The following is a 15,811-nucleotide window of genomic DNA, read 5'->3' on the forward strand; positions in this document are numbered from 1 at the left end:
GCCCGGCAGTCCGGGTGGTACGACTGGGGCGGCGGTGGCAGCTGCGGGCCGGGGAAGGATGGCGATGGCGGGCAGGCTTCCGGGACAGCTGCTGCTCCGGCGGGAGAACCCGGGCAAGGCGTCGTTCCTGGAGCTCTTCTTCGACCTGGCGTTCATCTTCGCGCTGACCCGGTTGTCCCGGGCGCTGCTCGACGACCCCAGCTTCAACGGTGGCTTCCAGGTGCTGCTGATGCTGGCGGCGCTCTGGTGGGTGTGGTTCGTGACCGCCTGGTCGGCGGACTGGTTCGACCCCCGGGCCCCGCTGATCGTCACCCTGCTGCTGTGGACGATGTTCGGCGGCCTGTTGATGGCGGCGGCCGTACCCACAGTGTTCGACCGGCACGCCATGGTGTTCGCCGTCGCCTACGTGGCCATCCACCTGGGTCGGGCGGCGATCCTGATCCCCGCCCTGCAGGGGCACCCGCTACAGGTGCGCAGCCTGCGGGTGGCGGTCTGGTTCGCGATCTCCGGTGTGCTCTGGGTGGTCGGGGCAGCCGTGGCTCCGGCCCGGGAGGTGCTCTGGGTGCTCGCCCTCGTGCTGGAGTACTCCCTGGCGCGGCTGCGCTGGCCGTTTCCGCGGCTCGGACGCAGCACCTGGCCGGAACTCCAGGTGAACGGAACACACCTCTCCGAGCGGTACCAACAGATCTTCATCATCGCCCTGGGTGAGCTGATCCTGATCGCCGGCGTCACCTACAGCCAGTCCGGCCTGGGCCGGGACAGCACGGCGGCCTTCGCCCTGGCGTTCGTGACCGCGGTGGCCCTTGCCCGGCTCTATCTGGTGCCCGCGGGCGGACGGCTGGGCGCCAGAATCGAGGCGGAGGGCCCGCCCGGCAGCAAGTTGACGCTGATGGCGGGCTACCTGCACCTCGTCATGATCGCTGGTGTGCTGGCCACCTCGGTGGCCATGGAAATGACGATCGACCACCCGGGAGAACACGAAACGGGGCAGACGACCGTGGGCGTCATCGGCCCCGCGCTGTTCCTGACCGCCCGGATCATGCTCGCGGCGGTGGTCGACGGCAGGTGGCCCTGGGCGCGCCTGGTCGGTGTGCCGGCCATCATCGTGGGCGGGCTGGCCACCGTGCGGTCCCCGCAACTTGTCAACAGCGCCGTCGTCGCCGGGGTGTTGCTGCTGATCGTCCTGTTCGACGCTATGCCGGGACTGCGGCGGTTCATCCGCCAGTCCGGGGAGAGCGACGCACCCGCCCAGCGGCGACCCGGATAGCTCCGCCGATGCCAGGGGGAAGGCCGCGGCACGACGACCAACCGCGACGACACGACGTGGTGGAGTTGCGGGTGCACGGCGTGTCCGGGGCGGACCCCACGGTCATCCTCGACCAGTCGCAGGTCCGGCAGGTCGCCGGCGACGGCAGCGGGGGCTTCCACCGGGCCGCCCGGTCGGACGGCGTCGGCCCGGACGGGGTGACGCTGGAGGCGTACCGCTGGGGTGACCTGCCCTCGGGCACGGTCGGCCGGACCCTCGCCATGGTCTTCCTGCTGCCGTTCATGCTCAGCAACCTGGCCGTGTGGATGCGCCCCACGGACCGCCGCCGCGCCGCCGCGGTCAGCGTGCTGTGTCGGCTCCTCGCGCTCAACCTCACAGTGCTGTACGTGGTGTCCATCGCGGGAGTCGCCCTCGACCTGCTCGCCTGGCGGTGTCTCGGTGCGGCCCGCTGCCGTCCGCCCTTCGACACAATGGCCGGGCTCGACGGCCGGCACGTCGGGCAGCGGCTGGCCGTGCTGGCGCTCCTGCCGATCGCCGCCATAGCGGTTCTGCGGCTCCTCGGCACCCGTCGGTCCGGCCCGGCCGACAACCCACTGTGGGCCGTGGAGCCGCTGGTGCACCGGCTGCGCGCGATCCACGTGGCCGCCGCGCTCGGCGTACTCAATGTCATGCTGCTCACGGCCCGTCGCGCCAGCGGCGCGACGTTCTCCACGACGCTGCTGCTGGCGCTCAGCGTGGCGGTGTTGCTGACCTGCGTCGGTCTGCTCGCCGCTTCGGGGATGATCGACCGGGCGGCGACCGCCCGCACGGCGACCTGGACCGCCCGCACGGCGGGCGCGGTGTCGGCTGTCCTGAGCGTGGCGACCCTTGCCACCGTGGCAAACGACCGGCGCGACTGGTCGTCGGCGACCGGGCTTCCCGGCTACGGCGGGATCGCGGGCGGGGCGCTGCTCGGCCAGATGATGTTGCTGGTGCTGCTCAGCGGAGTGGTGCTGTGGCAGCGCGGTCGGGTGGGCGGCCGGTCCGCGCTGCCGGGGGGCCTGGGCGCGGCGGTCCTCGCCACCCTCGCGGTCGGCCTGACCGGCGCGCTATCCGCCGGCCTCGTCTACCAGACGGGGGAGTTGCTCGGCGGCTACCGCGGTGACGGTGGGCCACCTTTGGCGTATCGCTGGACGCTGCTGGCCTTCTTCCTGCACGTGGTCGCGGCGGTGCTGCTGTGTGGCGCGTTGAGCGTCGTGTCGCGGCGGCGCCGGCGGCGTGCGGCGGCGGCGATCGCCGCCCGTGACTTCCCGGTCGTGCCACCGGAGGCGGTCGGCCGGCTACTGCTGACGACGAAGACCATCGCCCGGGCGCGGTTCACCGAGTGGTTGGGTCTGCTGGCCGCCACGTACGCGGCGCTCGCGGTGGTCGGACTGGCCACGAGTCTGGTGGGGGGTACCGGGCGTGAACCGGAGGAGTTGACCCGGCAACTGCTCGGGCTGCCGGCCGCAGCCGTCCAGATGGGGCTCAGCGGGGGCAGCTACCTTCTCGCCGCGTTGCTGCTCACGCTGTTGACCGGTGGTGTGTTCGCCTATCGGACTCCGTGGTTTCGCCGGCACGTCGGCATCCTGTGGGACCTGGGCACCTTCTGGCCCCGGGCCGCGCACCCGTTCGCGCCGCCGAGCTACGCCGACCGCGCGGTGCCCGAGTTGGCCGACCGGATCAGCCAACTGGCCGAGCGGCACGTCGGGGTGTTGCTCTGTGGGCACAGCCACGGGTCCGCGCTGCTCGCTCTTGCGGTGTTGCGGCTGCCCCCGCACGTACGTCAGCGGGTCGCGCTGCTCACCTACGGGTCACCGCTGGACCGCCTGTACGCCCGGCTCTTTCCGGCCTACCTCAACGAGGAGGTGCTGCGTGAGGTGGGGGAGCGGGTCGAGTGGCGGTGGCTCAACCTCTGGCGGGACACCGACCCGGTCGGCGGCTGGGTCTTCGCCGCACACCGCCCCGGCGATCCACCCCCGGACCCGGCCGATCCGGCGGGCCGGGTCGACCGGCGGTTGCGGGACCCACCGGACCTGCTGCCGGCACCGGGGGAGCGGTCCGCGCCGCCGCTACGGGGGCACCATCCGGGCGAGACCGACCCCGAGTTCCGGTCGGCGGTGCGCGAGCTCACCGAACGCCTCCGGGCTGCCGGCTGAGCCTGCCGGCCGTGGGCCGGGCGGTGCGGGGACACCACTGCGGTCAACGGTCCATCTCGGGAATGCGATCGGACTCCGCCACCGTCGCACGGACCTTGCGCAACGTGGCGTCGGGGGCGCGGATCGCGGCACGCCAGCGATCCAGTGTCCGGGTGAGCACCCGGACCACGAACTGCAACTGGTTGACCTGCTCGCGGAGCGTTCCCAGCTCGGACCGGGCGCTGAACGCCTCGCCCTCCAGTTGGGTGATCCGCGTCTGCAACGGCTGCACGAGCGTGAGGGCGGCCTCGGTGAGCGTGTCGGCGGCATCGGCCTTGAACTTGCCCCGCTGCACCACGACGGTGGCGATCGCGGCCAGGCCGGTGCCTCCGCCGAGGATGCCGAGCACGCTGAGCGCCACCTGCACCCAGTGCGGTGCGGCTGGCGCGGGTGCGGTATTCACGTGACACCTGCCTGCAACTGTTCGTAGGTCACGAACTCGCACGCTCGGGCCAGGCGACGTAGGTCGATGGCGATCTGCGCGGCCCGCCAGAGCGATCCGACCGTCACCGCCATCACGAACGACGTCGAGACGATGGCATTTCGGCCCGACATGACCACCACGGCCACCGCGTACATGCCGGTGATCGTGCCGAGCACCAGCACCGATGCGAGTTCGAGGCCGAGCCCGGTGGAGAGCCGGCCGGGCCAGAGGATGCCCAGTAGCCCACCCACACCCACCGCGATCAGACCCAGCTCCCAGGCGATCCGGATCGGCTCCGGCATCGACGTCTGGACGGACGTCGGTCGCACATCGAGGGCTATCATCAGAATGCCGCAGAGCGGCGCCGCGGCCAGAACAGCGATCTCGTACGGCTGGTGGCGGGATCGGATTCGTAGGTTTCCCACGGCAACTCCTTGGTCGAGGACCGGCGTCCGGCAGCGCCCGGTGGGCCGGTGCCGTTCGGTGGTTCGCGAGTGTCGAGCTGCGGTCCGTGCGGCGAGCCCAGTGGTTCGTTGCCTGTGGACGGTCGTTGGGCAAGAAGATGGAGCGACGTGACGTCGTTGGCTGTCGGTATCTGCCTGTGTATCACCGATGACCGGTTGGCGTCCACCTGGTGTAACGTCGCGTTCCCGCAGGTCAAAGCCTGTTACTGGCCGGTTTTTTGGGCTCTGGCGCGGCTGAGGCGCGGCGACCCGGCCGCACGGCCATCCGGGACAACTGGTGTCGGATATCTTGCCCATGGTGGCAGTGGTGGGCCGGGTCGCCGATGGATCAACGAGCGAGCAGCTTGCGCAGCGCCCGGAGCACCTCGGCGGGGGCCTCCTCCGCCATGAAGTGTCCGCAGGTGACCGTCTGGTGGTCCAGGTCCGGTGCCCAGGCCCGCCACACCGCCGCCGCGTCGTAGCCCAGCGCCGCACCCCAGTCCTGCTGCAGCACCGTCACCGGCATCCGCAGCCGGTTGCCGGCCGTCCGGTCAGCGGCGTCGTGGGCCACGTCGATCCCGGCGGACGCCCGATAGTCGGCGACGATCGAGGGGACGGCTTCGCGGGACGCGCGCAGGTACGCGGTCCGCACCTCCGGCGGCAGGGCCTCCGGATCACGGGTCCAGACATCCAGGAAATGACCGAAGAAGGCGTCCGGGCTGCCGGCGATCATCTCTTCCGGCAGGCCGGGCGGCTGCGCCATCAGATAGAGGTGAAACGCCACCGCGGCGCTGGCGCCGTGCAGCACGTCCCACATGTCCAGGGTGGGTAGCACGTCGAGCAGGGCCAGTTGACTGACCGCCGCCGGATGGTCGAGGCCGGCGCGGAACGCGACTAGGGCGCCCCGGTCGTGCCCGGCCAACGCGAACCGATCGTGACCGAGCGCGCCGGCCAGCGCCACGATGTCGGCGGCCATGGTGCGCTTGGCGTACCCGGTGCCGTCGGTGTCGACGGGCTTGTCGCTGTCGCCGTAGCCGCGCAGGTCGGGGCAGATGACCGTGTGGTCGGCGGCGAGATCGGCGGCGACGTGTCGCCACATGAGGTGGGTCTGCGGAAAGCCGTGCAACAGCATGATTGCCGGCCCGGAACCGCCCACGGCGGCGTTGAGCGTCACGCCGTCGGCGACGGTGACGCGTCGGTAGGCGAATCCGTTGATCTTCGGGTCCACGGGGAACCTTCCTGGTGAGCAGTGCCGGCGAGGGCGGTGGCCCGTCGCCGTCGTACCTCACCGAGCCTGCCCGGCGGTGATCAGCAGCCGGTCAGCGTCGGATCAGTGCCGACCGGGCCACGGGCCTAGATTGGTGCCATGACCAGGCAGCTGACGGCGCCCGTCGCGGTGACCTTCGGCGTACTCGGGCCGGTGATCGCCGCTACCGAGCGCGGCCCGGTCCCCCTGCGGGGACACCGGCAGCGCCTGGTGCTGGGCCGGCTGTTGATCGCCCACGGTCGGGTGGTGCCGGTGGATCGTCTCGTCGACGACCTGTGGGAGGTCGCACCGGACGGCGCGGTGAGCGCGATCCGGACCTTCGTCGCCGACCTGCGCCGGGCCCTGGAGCCCGACAGACCACCCCGCCAGCCGGCCCGGATCCTGGTCACCGAGCCGCCCGGGTACGCGCTGAAGGCCGCTCCGGACGCGGTCGACGCCGGACAGTTCGAGGCGGCCGTCGGCGAGGCGGCCCGGCTGCTGGCGGTCGGGCGTCCCGCGCCGGCCCTGGCCGCGCTGGACGCGGCGCTCGGGCTCTGGCGCGGGCCCGCGTACGCCGACTGCGCCAACGAGTCCTGGGCGGTCGCGGAGATCAACCGGCTGGACGAGCTGCGGATGCTGGCCGTCGAGCGGCGGGCCGAGGCGCTCCTGGCGGTGGGCCGACCGGACGACGCCGCCGCGGACCTACCGGCGCACCTGGCCAGCCATCCGCTGCGCGAGGACGCCTGGCGGCTGCTTGCGACTGCCCGGTACCGCGCCGGCCGGCAGGGCGACGCGCTGGCCGCGCTGCGGGAGGCCCGCCACGTCCTGGTGACCGAGCTGGGCGTGGACCCGGGGCCCGAGCTGCGACGGCTGGAAGCCGACATCCTGGCCCAGGCGTCGCACCTCGCCCCGGCCCTCGACCGGGCCGTCACCCCCGGCCTCGGGGAACCCGTTCGTCCCGTCCAGGCGGAGCAGCGCCCGTTCGTGGGCCGCGACGCGGAGCTGGAGCGGCTGCGGCGCGCCGCCGAGGCCGCGTCCCTTCGCCGCCGGCCCACGCTCGCCCTGCTCAGCGGCGACCCGGGCGCCGGCAAGACGGCGCTGGCCGAGGCCCTGACCCGGCGACTCGCCGCCGAGGGCTGGACCACGGCGTGGGGACGCAGCCCGGAGTACGAGGGCGCTCCGCCAGCGTGGCCGTGGACCCAGATCACCGACGCGCTCGCCGGGACCGCCGCCCCCGTCGTCGCCCCCGCCGCCGTCACCGCCGACTCGGAAGACGGGTCGGCTGACGGGTCAGCTGACGGGTCGGCTGACCCCGCCACCGTGCGATTCCGTCGACACCGCGCGGTGGCCTCGCTGATCTCGGCGGCCGCCGACCGGGAGCCGGTCCTGCTGGTCCTCGACGACCTGCACCGCGCCGACGGCGACACCCTGGACCTGCTGACCGCACTGCTCACCGGCCCGCAGCCGGCCGGCGGGCCGGTGCTGATCGTCGGCACCTACCGGGCCACCGAGATCAGCCCGGAGCTGACCGCCACCCTGGCCCGCGCCGCGGGGCTGGAGCCGGTCCGGGAGTATCTTGCCGGCCTGCCCGCGTCGGCGACCGGCGAGCTGGCCGGCGCCATCGTCGGGGCGGAACTGGACCAGGCCACCGCCCGGTCGATCCACCAGCGCAGCGGCGGTAACCCGTTCTTCGTCCGCGAACTGGCCCAGCTGTACGCGAGCACGGGGCAGGCGGGGTTGGCCGCCGTGCCGCCCGGGGTACGCGACGTGATCCGGCACCGGTTGGCGCAGTTGCCCGCCTCGACCCGTACCGTGCTGCGGCAGGCGGCCGTGCTCGGCCGGGACCTCGACCCGGACGTGCTGGGCGTGTTGGCTGGTGACCCGACGACAGCGCTGGACGCCGTGGACCGCGCCCTGGCGGCCGGGTTCCTCACCGAACGGGAGTCCGACGGGCGGCTGCGCTTCACCCACATCCTGGTCCGCGACACGCTCTACGCCGACCTGTCCGCGCCGCGCCGCGCCACCTGGCACGCGGCCGTCGCCGAGGTGCTGCGACAGCGGGAACCCGTCGAGCCGGCGGCCCTCGCGTACCACCTGCTGCGCGCCGGCGGGCCGGTCCACGCCGCCGAGGCGTCGACGTACGCCCGGGTGGCGGCCGAGGGGGCCGAACGGGGCGGCAACCCCCACGAGGCGGCGCGCCTGTGGGGCCAGGCGATCGACGCGTACGACCGCGCCGGCGGGGTCGAGCCGCGTGGGCGGGTGAGCGCGCTGCTCGGCCTGGGGCGGGCGCTTGCCGTGACGGGCCGGCTGGCCGAGGCACGGCTACGGCGTGCCGAGGCGATCACCGTCGCCGAGTCCACCGGCGACCCCCTGCTGATCCAGGAGGCGCTGGCGGGCTTCGACGTGCCCGCCAGTTGGACGCGCAACGACGACGACCTGCTCTCCGGGCACATCGTCCGAGCCGCCGAGCACGCCCTGACCGGGCTCGGCCCGATCGGCTCGATGCAGCGCAGCCGGCTGCTGAGCACCCTCGCGCTGGAGCTGCGCGGCACCACCACCGATCGTGGCCGCCGCGCCGCCGTCGAGGCCGAGACGATCGCCCGCGACCTCGGCGATCCCGGGCTGTTGGCCTTCGCGCTCAACGCCCGCTTCATGCACGCCTTCCACCGCGTCGGTCTGGCCGACGCGCGGGCCCGGATCGGCGTGGAACTGGTCGAGCTGGCCGCCCGGCACCACCTGGTGACCTTCGAGGTGCTCGGCCACCTCGTCCTGGTCCAGGCCAACTGCGCGCTGGCCGACCGGCCCGCCGCCGACGAGCACGCCCGCGCCGCCGACCGCCTCGCCGAACGGTACGAGCTGCCGTTGGTCGACGTCTTCACCCGGTGGTACGCCGCACTGCGCCTGGCCCTCGACGGCGACTCGGACGCGGCGGCACAGGCGTACCGCTCGGCGGCCGAGGGCGTGAGCGCCGACGGCATGCCGGGGCTGACCCAGGGGCTGCTCCCACTGGCCGTACTCGGCCTGCGGCTGGCCGACGCCGACCGGCCGACGACCGGGCCCGGCGGGGCCGATCGGCTGATCACCGTGCTTGGCGCGGACGACTGGGCCGACCTGGACTGGGGTCCGCACGAACCGTGGGTCCGGCCGTTGCTGCTGCTCGCCGAAGGCGACCGGGACGCCGCCGCGGCCGCGCTGCGGGCGCTTCCCGAGGGGCCGCACGATCTGCTGCGTGAGGTGCGGCTCTGCCTCGTCGGTCGGGCGGCGCGTGCCCTCGACGACCAGGCCACGATGACCCGGGTCCACGCCGAGCTGCTGCCGGCCGCCGCCGAGCTGGCCGCCGGCAGCGGGGTGCTCACCGTCGGCCCGGTGGCCGGGCACCTCGCCGACCTGGCCGCCGCGCTGGGCCGGCCCGAGGAGGCGGCCGAACACCGTCGTACGGCCCGTGCGGTGACAGCGCGCGCCCGCGCCACCGACTGACCCGCGCCCGCCGGCACCGCGACTTGCCAGTTTCCGCCGGAACCCACCGGCCGGTGCGGTCAGATGGAACCACCGGCGCGTCCACCGTCGGCCATGGTCCGAGGGGGGTACGCGTGGAGGCGCTCATCCTGATCGTGGTGCTCGGTGTCACCGTCCTCGTCGGCACCACCCTCGGCGGTCGGTACCGGGTCGCCCCGCCGGTCCTGCTCATCGCGTTGGGCGTGCTGCTCGGGCTCACGCCGCCGCTGTCCGGGGTCACCCTGGAACCTGACCTGGTCCTGCTGATCTTCCTGCCGGCGATCCTGTACCGGGAGAGCCTCACCATCAGCCTGCGGGAGATCCGGGCCAACCTGCCGGTGATCGGGCTGCTCGCCGTGGTGCTGGTGGTGCTCACCATGGTCACGGTGTCGTTCGCCGCGCAGGCGCTCGGGGTGAATCCCGCCGCCGCCTGGGTGCTCGGCGCGGTCCTCGCGCCGACCGACGCCGCCGCGGTCACCGGCCTGGCCAAGCGGCTGCCCCGGAAGCTGCTCACCACCCTGCACGCGGAGAGCCTGATCAACGACGGAACCGCGCTGGTGGTCTTCGCGGTGGCAGTGGGTCTGCTCAGCCACAGCGCCGAGCCGGGCGTCCTGGGCATCGGCGAGGAGTTCGTCGGCGCCAGTGTCGGCGGCGTGGTCGCCGGTCTGCTGGTGGGGGCCGCCGTGGTGCTGATCCGCAAGCGGCTCGACGATCCGCTGCGCGAGGGCGCGCTCAGCGTGCTGACCCCGTTCGGAGCCTTCCTGCTCGCCGACGCGGTGCACGCCAGCGGTGTGCTGGCGGTGGTGGTCGCCGGCCTGGTGCTGGCCTACGCCGGCCCACGGGTGATCCGCGCCCGGTCCCGGGTGCTGGCGTACGCGTTCTGGGACCTCTCCACGTTCCTGATCAACGGCGGGTTGTTCGTCCTGCTCGGCACGCAGATTCCCCGCTCGGTGCGGAGCATCACCAGCACCTCGCCCGAGCGGGCTCTGCTGATCGTGCTGGTGGTCACCCTGGTCGTGATCGGCACCCGCCTGCTCTTCGTCTACCTGACCGCGCAGTCGGCGCGGCTGCGGCGCCGCCGGATAATGGACCCGAGCCACGGGCCGTCCGCCTGGCGGGTGGGGACCGTCGCGGGCTGGTCCGGTTTCCGGGGCGCGGTCTCGCTGGCCGCCGCACTGGCCGTCCCGACGGTGATGGTCGACGGTCAACCGGTGGTCGAACGGGATCTGATCATCTTCGTCACCGCGCTGGTGATCGTGCTGATCATGCTGCTTCAGGGCGCCACCCTGCCGTTGGTCGTGCGCTGGGCCGGGCTGAGCGGCGACCCGGAACGCGTCGACGAGGCCCGCAACGCCCGGCGGCGGGCCACCGAGGTGGGCCTGGCCGCTCTTCCCCAGGTCGCCGCGGAAATCGGTGCCCAGGATGAATCGGTGCGTCGGCTGGAAGCCGAGTACCGGCGGCATCTGGAAGACCTCGACGAGAGCGGTGGGAACACCGCCGAGGAGCGCCGGCTGGAACGCCGACTGCGCCTCGGCGTTCTCGCCCACAAGAGGCGGGAGGTCACCCGGCTGCGCGACAACCGGGAGATCGACGACCTGGTGCTCCAGGAACTTCAATCTGCGCTGGACAACGAGGAGATCCGGCTGCTGGGGCGCGGGCCCAACGAGTGACCGTCGGCGGCGGTCCGACCGGCGCGGCTCAGAGCACCTGGTCGAGGAAACGGCGCAGTCGCGGATGCTCGGCCCGCTGGAAGATGGCCTCGGGCGGGCCGGCCTCCAGCACCACGCCCCGGTCCATGAAGGCGACGGTGTCGGCGACCTGCCGGGCGAAGCCCATCTCGTGCGTCACCACCACCATGGTCATGCCGGCGGCGGACAGGTCGGCCATCACCCCGAGGACGCCCTTGACCAACTCCGGGTCGAGCGCCGAGGTGGCCTCGTCGAAGAGCATCACCTCGGGCCGCAGCGCCAGCGCGCGGGCGATCGCCACCCGCTGCTGTTGACCACCGGAGAGCTGCGCCGGCCGGGAGTTCGCCTTGCCGGCCAGCCCCACCAGCTCCAACTGGGCCCGGGCGACGGTCTCCGCCTCGTCCGTACCGAGCTTGCGCAGCCGCCGCAGCGCCAGCGTGACGTTGCGCAGCACGCTCATGTGCGGAAAGAGGTTGAACTGCTGGAACACCATGCCCACCCGCTGCCGCAGCGCGTCCGGGTCGTCGCCCAGCACGCTGCGCCCGTCCAGCAGCACGTCGCCCCGGTCCGGTTCGATCAGCCGGTTGATGGTGCGCAGGAGCGTGGACTTGCCCGACCCGGACGGTCCGATGACGCAGGCCGTCGCGCCTCGCGGCACCGACAGGTCGACGCCGCGCAGCACCCGGTTCGGTCCGAAGGCGAGGTGCACGTCGCGTACGTCGAGGCTGACCGAGGTCGTCGTGGCGGTGGTCATCGCCGATCTCCTTCCGTCGCGGCGTACGACGCGATGTCGTCGTCCTCTTCGGTCGACGCGGTTGCCGGCCGGCCGTTACGCAGCCGCCGGTCGATCCAGTTCACGAAGTGCGTCAGCGGGACCGTCAACGCCAGGTAGCAGAGCCCCGCCAGCAGCAGCGCCGACTCGTTGCCGGTGGTGGCCGCGTAGTCCTGCCCGATCCGGAACAGCTCCCGCTGGCTGGCCACCAGGCCGAGGAAGTAGACCAGGCTGGAGTCCTTGATCAGCGCGATGAGCTGGTTCACCCAGGCCGGCAGCACCCGCCGGATGCCCTGCGGAATGATCACCAGCCGCATCGCGTCGGCCCAGGAGAAGCCGAGCGCCCGGGCGCCCTCCAACTGGGCGGCCTCCACCGACTGGATGCCCGAGCGGAAGATCTCCCCGATGTACGCGGCGGCGATGAGCGACAGCGCCAGGATGCCCAACGGGTAGGGATCCGGACCCCAGACCTGCATGCCCAGCGGGGCCAGCCCGACGCCGATCAGCAGGATCGTCGCCGCGGCCGGCAGCCCCCGGAACACGTCGGTGTAGACCCGCGCCGGCCAGCGCAGCCAGCGGCTGCGGGAGATCCCGGCGACGGCCAGCAGCAGGCCCAGCACCGAGCCGAGCAGGGCGGCGGAGACCGCCAGGATCAGCGTGTTGGGCAACCCGACGGTCAGCATCTCGGGCAGCGCCTCGCGCATCGCGTCCCAGTCGAAGAAGGTCTCCCACAGGGTGCTCAACGGATCCATCGGTCGCTCCTCCTACCGCCCTGCTCGCTCGTCACCGGCTCAGGATGCGGTCGACGCGGACGCCGACGCCGACGGCGCGGTCGACGCGGACGGGGCCTTCACCGTGCCGCTGCCCGGCGTGAAATCCGCCGGGATCGGTCGGCCCGGGTAGTACTGCGCCTGCAACCGGCTCCAGGTGCCATCGGCGATGACCTCGTCGAGGCCCTTGTTCAGTGCCTCGCGCAGCTTGTCGTTCCCCTTGGCCACGGCGTACGCGGTCGGTGCCGGGCTGAGCTGCTTGGCCGCCACGGTGATCTTGCCGTTGCTGTCGGTGGCCGACTTCTCGCCGATCTCCGCCGGGGCGATCCAGGCGTCGGCCGTGCCCGCCTTGAGCTGGTTGATCGCGCCGTTGTAGTCGGGCACCCGCACCGGGTTGAGCTGCTTGCCGGTGGCGTAGTCGTCCTGGACGGTGCCCTGCACCACCACGACCCGCTTGCCGGCGAGCTGGTCGAAGCCGGTGATCGGCGAGCCGGCCGGGACGTCCAGGCCGAAGTAGCCGAAGTCGTAACCGTTGCCGAAGTCGACTGTCTTCCTGCGGGCCTCGGTGATGGTGATCGAGGAGCTGCCCACGTCGAACTTGCGGTTGTTGACCTGGCTGAGCAGCGCGGAGAAGTCGGTGCCGACGAACTCGACAGTGAGACCGAGCTTGCCGGCCACGGCGGTCAGCAGGTCGTTGTCGAAGCCGGTGAACTTGCCGTCCTTGAGGTACACGTTCGGCGGGGCATCGGTCAACGTTCCGGCGCGCAGCACGCCCGACTGGGCCAGGCCGTACGGGTTGGCGGTGGCGTCGGACGAGCTGTCGTCGCCGCAGGCGGTGAGGGCGGTGACGGCCAGGATCGTGGCCGCGCCCAGGGCGGCGGCGCGGGTCAGGGCAGGAAGGAATCGCACGGGTGTCTCCGAAGGGTGGTGTCTCGGCGCGCACGGACGTGCGCCACCGACGGCGCGCCCGATGGGCGTACCGGTGGGAAAGGAGCTTGGGAGGGTGGTGCTAGAGCGCGATGCCGCGACGACAGGCGGCGCTGCACATTCGCATCATGTCCACGTGCCGCCGCCGGATCAGTGCGGGCGAGGGTCGACCGGTGCGGGAGTCCGCGACGTCGGTCGGTGGGGTGGTGCTGAGGATGCGCATGGTTCTCCCGGGTCTGTGCTGACCTGGGTGCCAGGCCACGCTTGCACCGACGTGCTGCCGGTGCCTGGTCTTCACCCGGGGCACCCCACCGCGGAGGAGGGTTGCCGGCCAGCGAGCCGGGGCTTCGCGCTGGCGCTCATGACCTGCGCCGAGGCTAGCAGCAGGAGCGGGTGGATCGTCCAGTCGTTATGACCACGCTCACGGTGCGCGACGGACTGTCGGCTCGCAGGTCAGCCGGCGTGCACGTGCGGCCGACGGTGCGGGTCGGGCTCCTGGCGGCGCAGGATCTCCCGGGTCACCGAGGCGATGGCACCCTGTCCGAACGCCAGGTAGCGCAGGAAGTTGCGGGTTGGGCCGCCTTCGGACCACTCGAAGTAGATGTGGGGGCGCCGACGGCTGCGGTCGCGGATCTCCAGCAACAGAGCGGCGAGCGCGGTGGGTACCGACGAGCTGGCCAGGCTGAGCACCGGGAAGCGACCGTCGACCACCCCGCCGCGGACCAGCAGCTCCGTCTCGAAGTCGGAGGGGTCGGTGACAGTGACCTCGACGAAGATGACGTCGCCGTCGTCGGGAAAGTCGTTGTCCGCCATGGTCTGCGCCAGCTTGGCGCGGTACTCCGCCTCGTCGCGCCGGTCGGGTTCGTGCGCGATGAGGCGGATCCGTCGTCCGGCGCGTTCGTCGATCATCCGGGCTGCGGCGTGGTCCAGCTCGACGTGGTCGACGCGCAGTTCGTAGGCCCGCATCAGCCGGGACAGCACCGACACCAGGATGATCCCGCCGATGAAACAGCCCGCGATCTTGACGCCGCTCGGGCGCTCCACCACGTTCGCCAGCGTGGTGTAGACGAAGATCGCCGCGATGACTCCGAACGCGATGGTGCGGCCGCGCTGACGTTGCCGGAGCGCCGCGAGCGTCACCGCCGTCGCGGCCGAGGTGATCAACACCAACACCCCGGTGGCGTACGCGCCTCCCTGCGCGTCCACGCTGGCCTCGAAGACGATCGTGATCAGGAACGCCACGGCGGTGAAGACCAGCACCAGCGGCCGGACGGCACGCGCCCAGGCCGGCGCCATGCCGTAGCGGGGCAGGTAGCGCGGCACGAGGTTGAGCAGACCGGCCATCGCCGATGCCCCGGCGAACCAGAGGATTCCGATGGTGGACAGGTCGTAGACGGTGCCGAACACCTCGCCGAGGTGGGCGTGCGCCAGGTAGGCCAGCGCCCGCCCGTTCGCCGGCCCACCCGGCTGGAACGCCTCCGGCGGGATGAGCACGGTGGTCGTCACGCTGCTGGTGATCAGGAAGACGCTCATGATCACCGCTGCGGTGGTGAGCAGCCGGCGCGCGCCACGGATCCGGCCCAGAGGACGTGCCTCCGAGTCCTGCGGGTCACCCCGTACGGTCGGCATGACCGCCACCCCGGTCTCGAAGCCGGACAGACCCAACGCCAGCTTCGGAAAGACCAGCAGCGACAGCCCGACCACCAGCCACGGATCGCCGTGCCCGGTGGTCAGCATGGTGGTCCAGTCGCCGACCGCGCTCGGATGCGTCACCACCCGCCACAGCGCGTCGGCCACCACCACCGCGTTCAGCGTCAGGTAGACCGCGACCAGGACGACCGCGATCCCGATGGCCTCGGTGAATCCCTTGAGGAACACCGCGCCCAGCAGCGACACCAGCAGCAGCGTGACCAGCACCTCGTGACCCTTGAGCCCGCTCGGCCAGAACGGGTTCTCGTCGATGTGCGCCGTCGCGTCGGCGGCCGAGAGGGTGATGGTGATGATGAAGTCGGTGGCCGCGAAACCGAGCAGCACCAGCACCAGCAACTTGCCCGGCCAGTAGCTCAGCAGGCGTACCAGCATCGCGATGGAGCCCTCACCGTGCGGGCTCTCCACCGCCACCCGCCGGTAGACCGGCAGCGCCCCCAGCAGGGTCACCAGCACCAGCACCAGGGTCGCCACCGGTGAGAGCGCCCCGGCGGCCAGCGCCGCGATGCCCGGCTGGTAACCCAACGTGGAGAAGTAGTCGACACCGGTCAGGCACATCACCTTCCACCACGGGTGGTGCCGGTGCTCCGGCGGGCGCCCGTGCGGCCCCGGGTGCTGCACGGCCTGGTCCGAGCCGGCGTCGAGCAGCCACCCCCGCAACCGGCCGGCGCGTCTGTCGACAGTCACCGGCGCGTCCCCCGTCATCCCGCCCACGGTCACCGTGAGTATCCGCCCGACGGGCCGGCCACGTCCGCCGGTGCGCGGAACCCAGCCGACGCCTCGGCGGGTTTCGGTCCCGGGACACTGGGGAAGCAGCGCCCCGGGCTGGACCGGACGGCACCGGGGGAGGGGACAG

General features: G+C 72.5%; 12 protein-coding genes and 1 riboswitch. Of the genes, 4 read left to right on the top strand and 8 right to left on the bottom strand.

The window, feature by feature from the left end; translation table 11 throughout:
* Positions 1-64 precede the first annotated feature (64 nt).
* Both ACIA47_RS26475 and ACIA47_RS26480 read left to right on the top strand, forming a co-directional pair.
* Positions 65-1,267, top strand: a complete 1,203-nt coding sequence (locus ACIA47_RS26475) for a low temperature requirement protein A (protein WP_203117830.1) — start codon at positions 65-67, stop codon at positions 1,265-1,267.
* Positions 1,268-1,275: 8 nt separating this feature from the next.
* Complete coding sequence (locus ACIA47_RS26480) at positions 1,276-3,444, top strand: hypothetical protein (protein WP_396711162.1); 2,169 nt, start codon at positions 1,276-1,278, stop codon at positions 3,442-3,444.
* A gap of 43 nt (positions 3,445-3,487) precedes the next feature.
* Here the strand turns inward: ACIA47_RS26480 and ACIA47_RS26485 are convergent, their stop codons facing one another.
* From ACIA47_RS26485 to ACIA47_RS26495, 3 genes are all read right to left on the bottom strand, one after another.
* Positions 3,488-3,886, bottom strand: a complete 399-nt coding sequence (locus ACIA47_RS26485; RefSeq protein ID WP_203117832.1) for a hypothetical protein — start codon at positions 3,884-3,886, stop codon at positions 3,488-3,490.
* The gene (locus ACIA47_RS26490) at positions 3,883-4,332 is read right to left on the bottom strand and encodes a hypothetical protein (RefSeq protein WP_203117834.1); all 450 of its coding nucleotides are present in this window, start codon (positions 4,330-4,332) and stop codon (positions 3,883-3,885) included. The genes ACIA47_RS26485 and ACIA47_RS26490 overlap by 4 nt, the downstream gene beginning before the upstream one ends.
* Positions 4,333-4,699: 367 nt before the next feature.
* Positions 4,700-5,578 (bottom strand): alpha/beta fold hydrolase, encoded by an 879-nt coding sequence (locus ACIA47_RS26495; RefSeq protein WP_396711163.1) that lies wholly within the window; start codon positions 5,576-5,578, stop codon positions 4,700-4,702.
* A gap of 138 nt (positions 5,579-5,716) precedes the next feature.
* Here ACIA47_RS26495 and ACIA47_RS26500 point away from each other — a divergent pair, with 138 nt between their 5' ends.
* Both ACIA47_RS26500 and ACIA47_RS26505 read left to right on the top strand, forming a co-directional pair.
* Entirely contained in the window at positions 5,717-9,073 is a 3,357-nt protein-coding gene (locus tag ACIA47_RS26500; protein ID WP_396711164.1) for a BTAD domain-containing putative transcriptional regulator, read from the top strand.
* A gap of 113 nt (positions 9,074-9,186) precedes the next feature.
* Positions 9,187-10,761, top strand: coding sequence for a Na+/H+ antiporter (locus tag ACIA47_RS26505; protein WP_396711165.1), 1,575 nt, complete (start codon positions 9,187-9,189; stop codon positions 10,759-10,761).
* A 28-nt stretch (positions 10,762-10,789) separates the two neighbouring features.
* Here the strand turns inward: ACIA47_RS26505 and ACIA47_RS26510 are convergent, their stop codons facing one another.
* The 5 genes from ACIA47_RS26510 to ACIA47_RS26530 form a co-directional block, all read right to left on the bottom strand.
* The gene (locus ACIA47_RS26510) at positions 10,790-11,533 is read right to left on the bottom strand and encodes an ATP-binding cassette domain-containing protein (protein ID WP_238410783.1); all 744 of its coding nucleotides are present in this window, start codon (positions 11,531-11,533) and stop codon (positions 10,790-10,792) included.
* Positions 11,530-12,303, bottom strand: coding sequence for an amino acid ABC transporter permease (locus ACIA47_RS26515; RefSeq protein WP_396711166.1), 774 nt, complete (start codon positions 12,301-12,303; stop codon positions 11,530-11,532). Before ACIA47_RS26515 ends, ACIA47_RS26510 begins: the two co-directional genes overlap by 4 nt.
* Before the next feature lie 39 nt (positions 12,304-12,342).
* The gene (locus ACIA47_RS26520; protein WP_396711167.1) at positions 12,343-13,230 is read right to left on the bottom strand and encodes an ABC transporter substrate-binding protein; all 888 of its coding nucleotides are present in this window, start codon (positions 13,228-13,230) and stop codon (positions 12,343-12,345) included.
* Between the two features lie 100 nt (positions 13,231-13,330).
* Positions 13,331-13,471, bottom strand: a complete 141-nt coding sequence (locus ACIA47_RS26525; protein WP_167362419.1) for a hypothetical protein — start codon at positions 13,469-13,471, stop codon at positions 13,331-13,333.
* A 32-nt stretch (positions 13,472-13,503) separates the two neighbouring features.
* Positions 13,504-13,615, bottom strand: a riboswitch (SAM riboswitch).
* Between the two features lie 86 nt (positions 13,616-13,701).
* Positions 13,702-15,660, bottom strand: a complete 1,959-nt coding sequence (locus ACIA47_RS26530) for an amino acid transporter (RefSeq protein WP_396711168.1) — start codon at positions 15,658-15,660, stop codon at positions 13,702-13,704.
* Positions 15,661-15,811 lie beyond the last annotated feature (151 nt).

This window comes from Micromonospora sp. NPDC051227 (genome assembly GCF_044455385.1).
Classification (GTDB): Bacteria; Actinomycetota; Actinomycetes; order Mycobacteriales; family Micromonosporaceae; genus Micromonospora.

Excerpts from the sequence above, each read along its gene's own strand:
- ACIA47_RS26475 (WP_203117830.1), top strand. The coding sequence starts at position 65 with ATGGCGGGCAGGCTTCCGGGACAGCTGCTGCTCCGGCGGGAGAACCCG.
- ACIA47_RS26480 (WP_396711162.1), top strand. The coding sequence starts at position 1,276 with ATGCCAGGGGGAAGGCCGCGGCACGACGACCAACCGCGACGACACGAC.
- ACIA47_RS26500 (WP_396711164.1), top strand. The coding sequence starts at position 5,717 with ATGACCAGGCAGCTGACGGCGCCCGTCGCGGTGACCTTCGGCGTACTC.
- ACIA47_RS26510 (WP_238410783.1), bottom strand. The coding sequence starts at position 11,533 with ATGACCACCGCCACGACGACCTCGGTCAGCCTCGACGTACGCGACGTG.
- ACIA47_RS26515 (WP_396711166.1), bottom strand. The coding sequence starts at position 12,303 with ATGGATCCGTTGAGCACCCTGTGGGAGACCTTCTTCGACTGGGACGCG.
- ACIA47_RS26525 (WP_167362419.1), bottom strand. The coding sequence starts at position 13,471 with ATGCGCATCCTCAGCACCACCCCACCGACCGACGTCGCGGACTCCCGC.
- ACIA47_RS26530 (WP_396711168.1), bottom strand. The coding sequence starts at position 15,660 with ATGACGGGGGACGCGCCGGTGACTGTCGACAGACGCGCCGGCCGGTTG.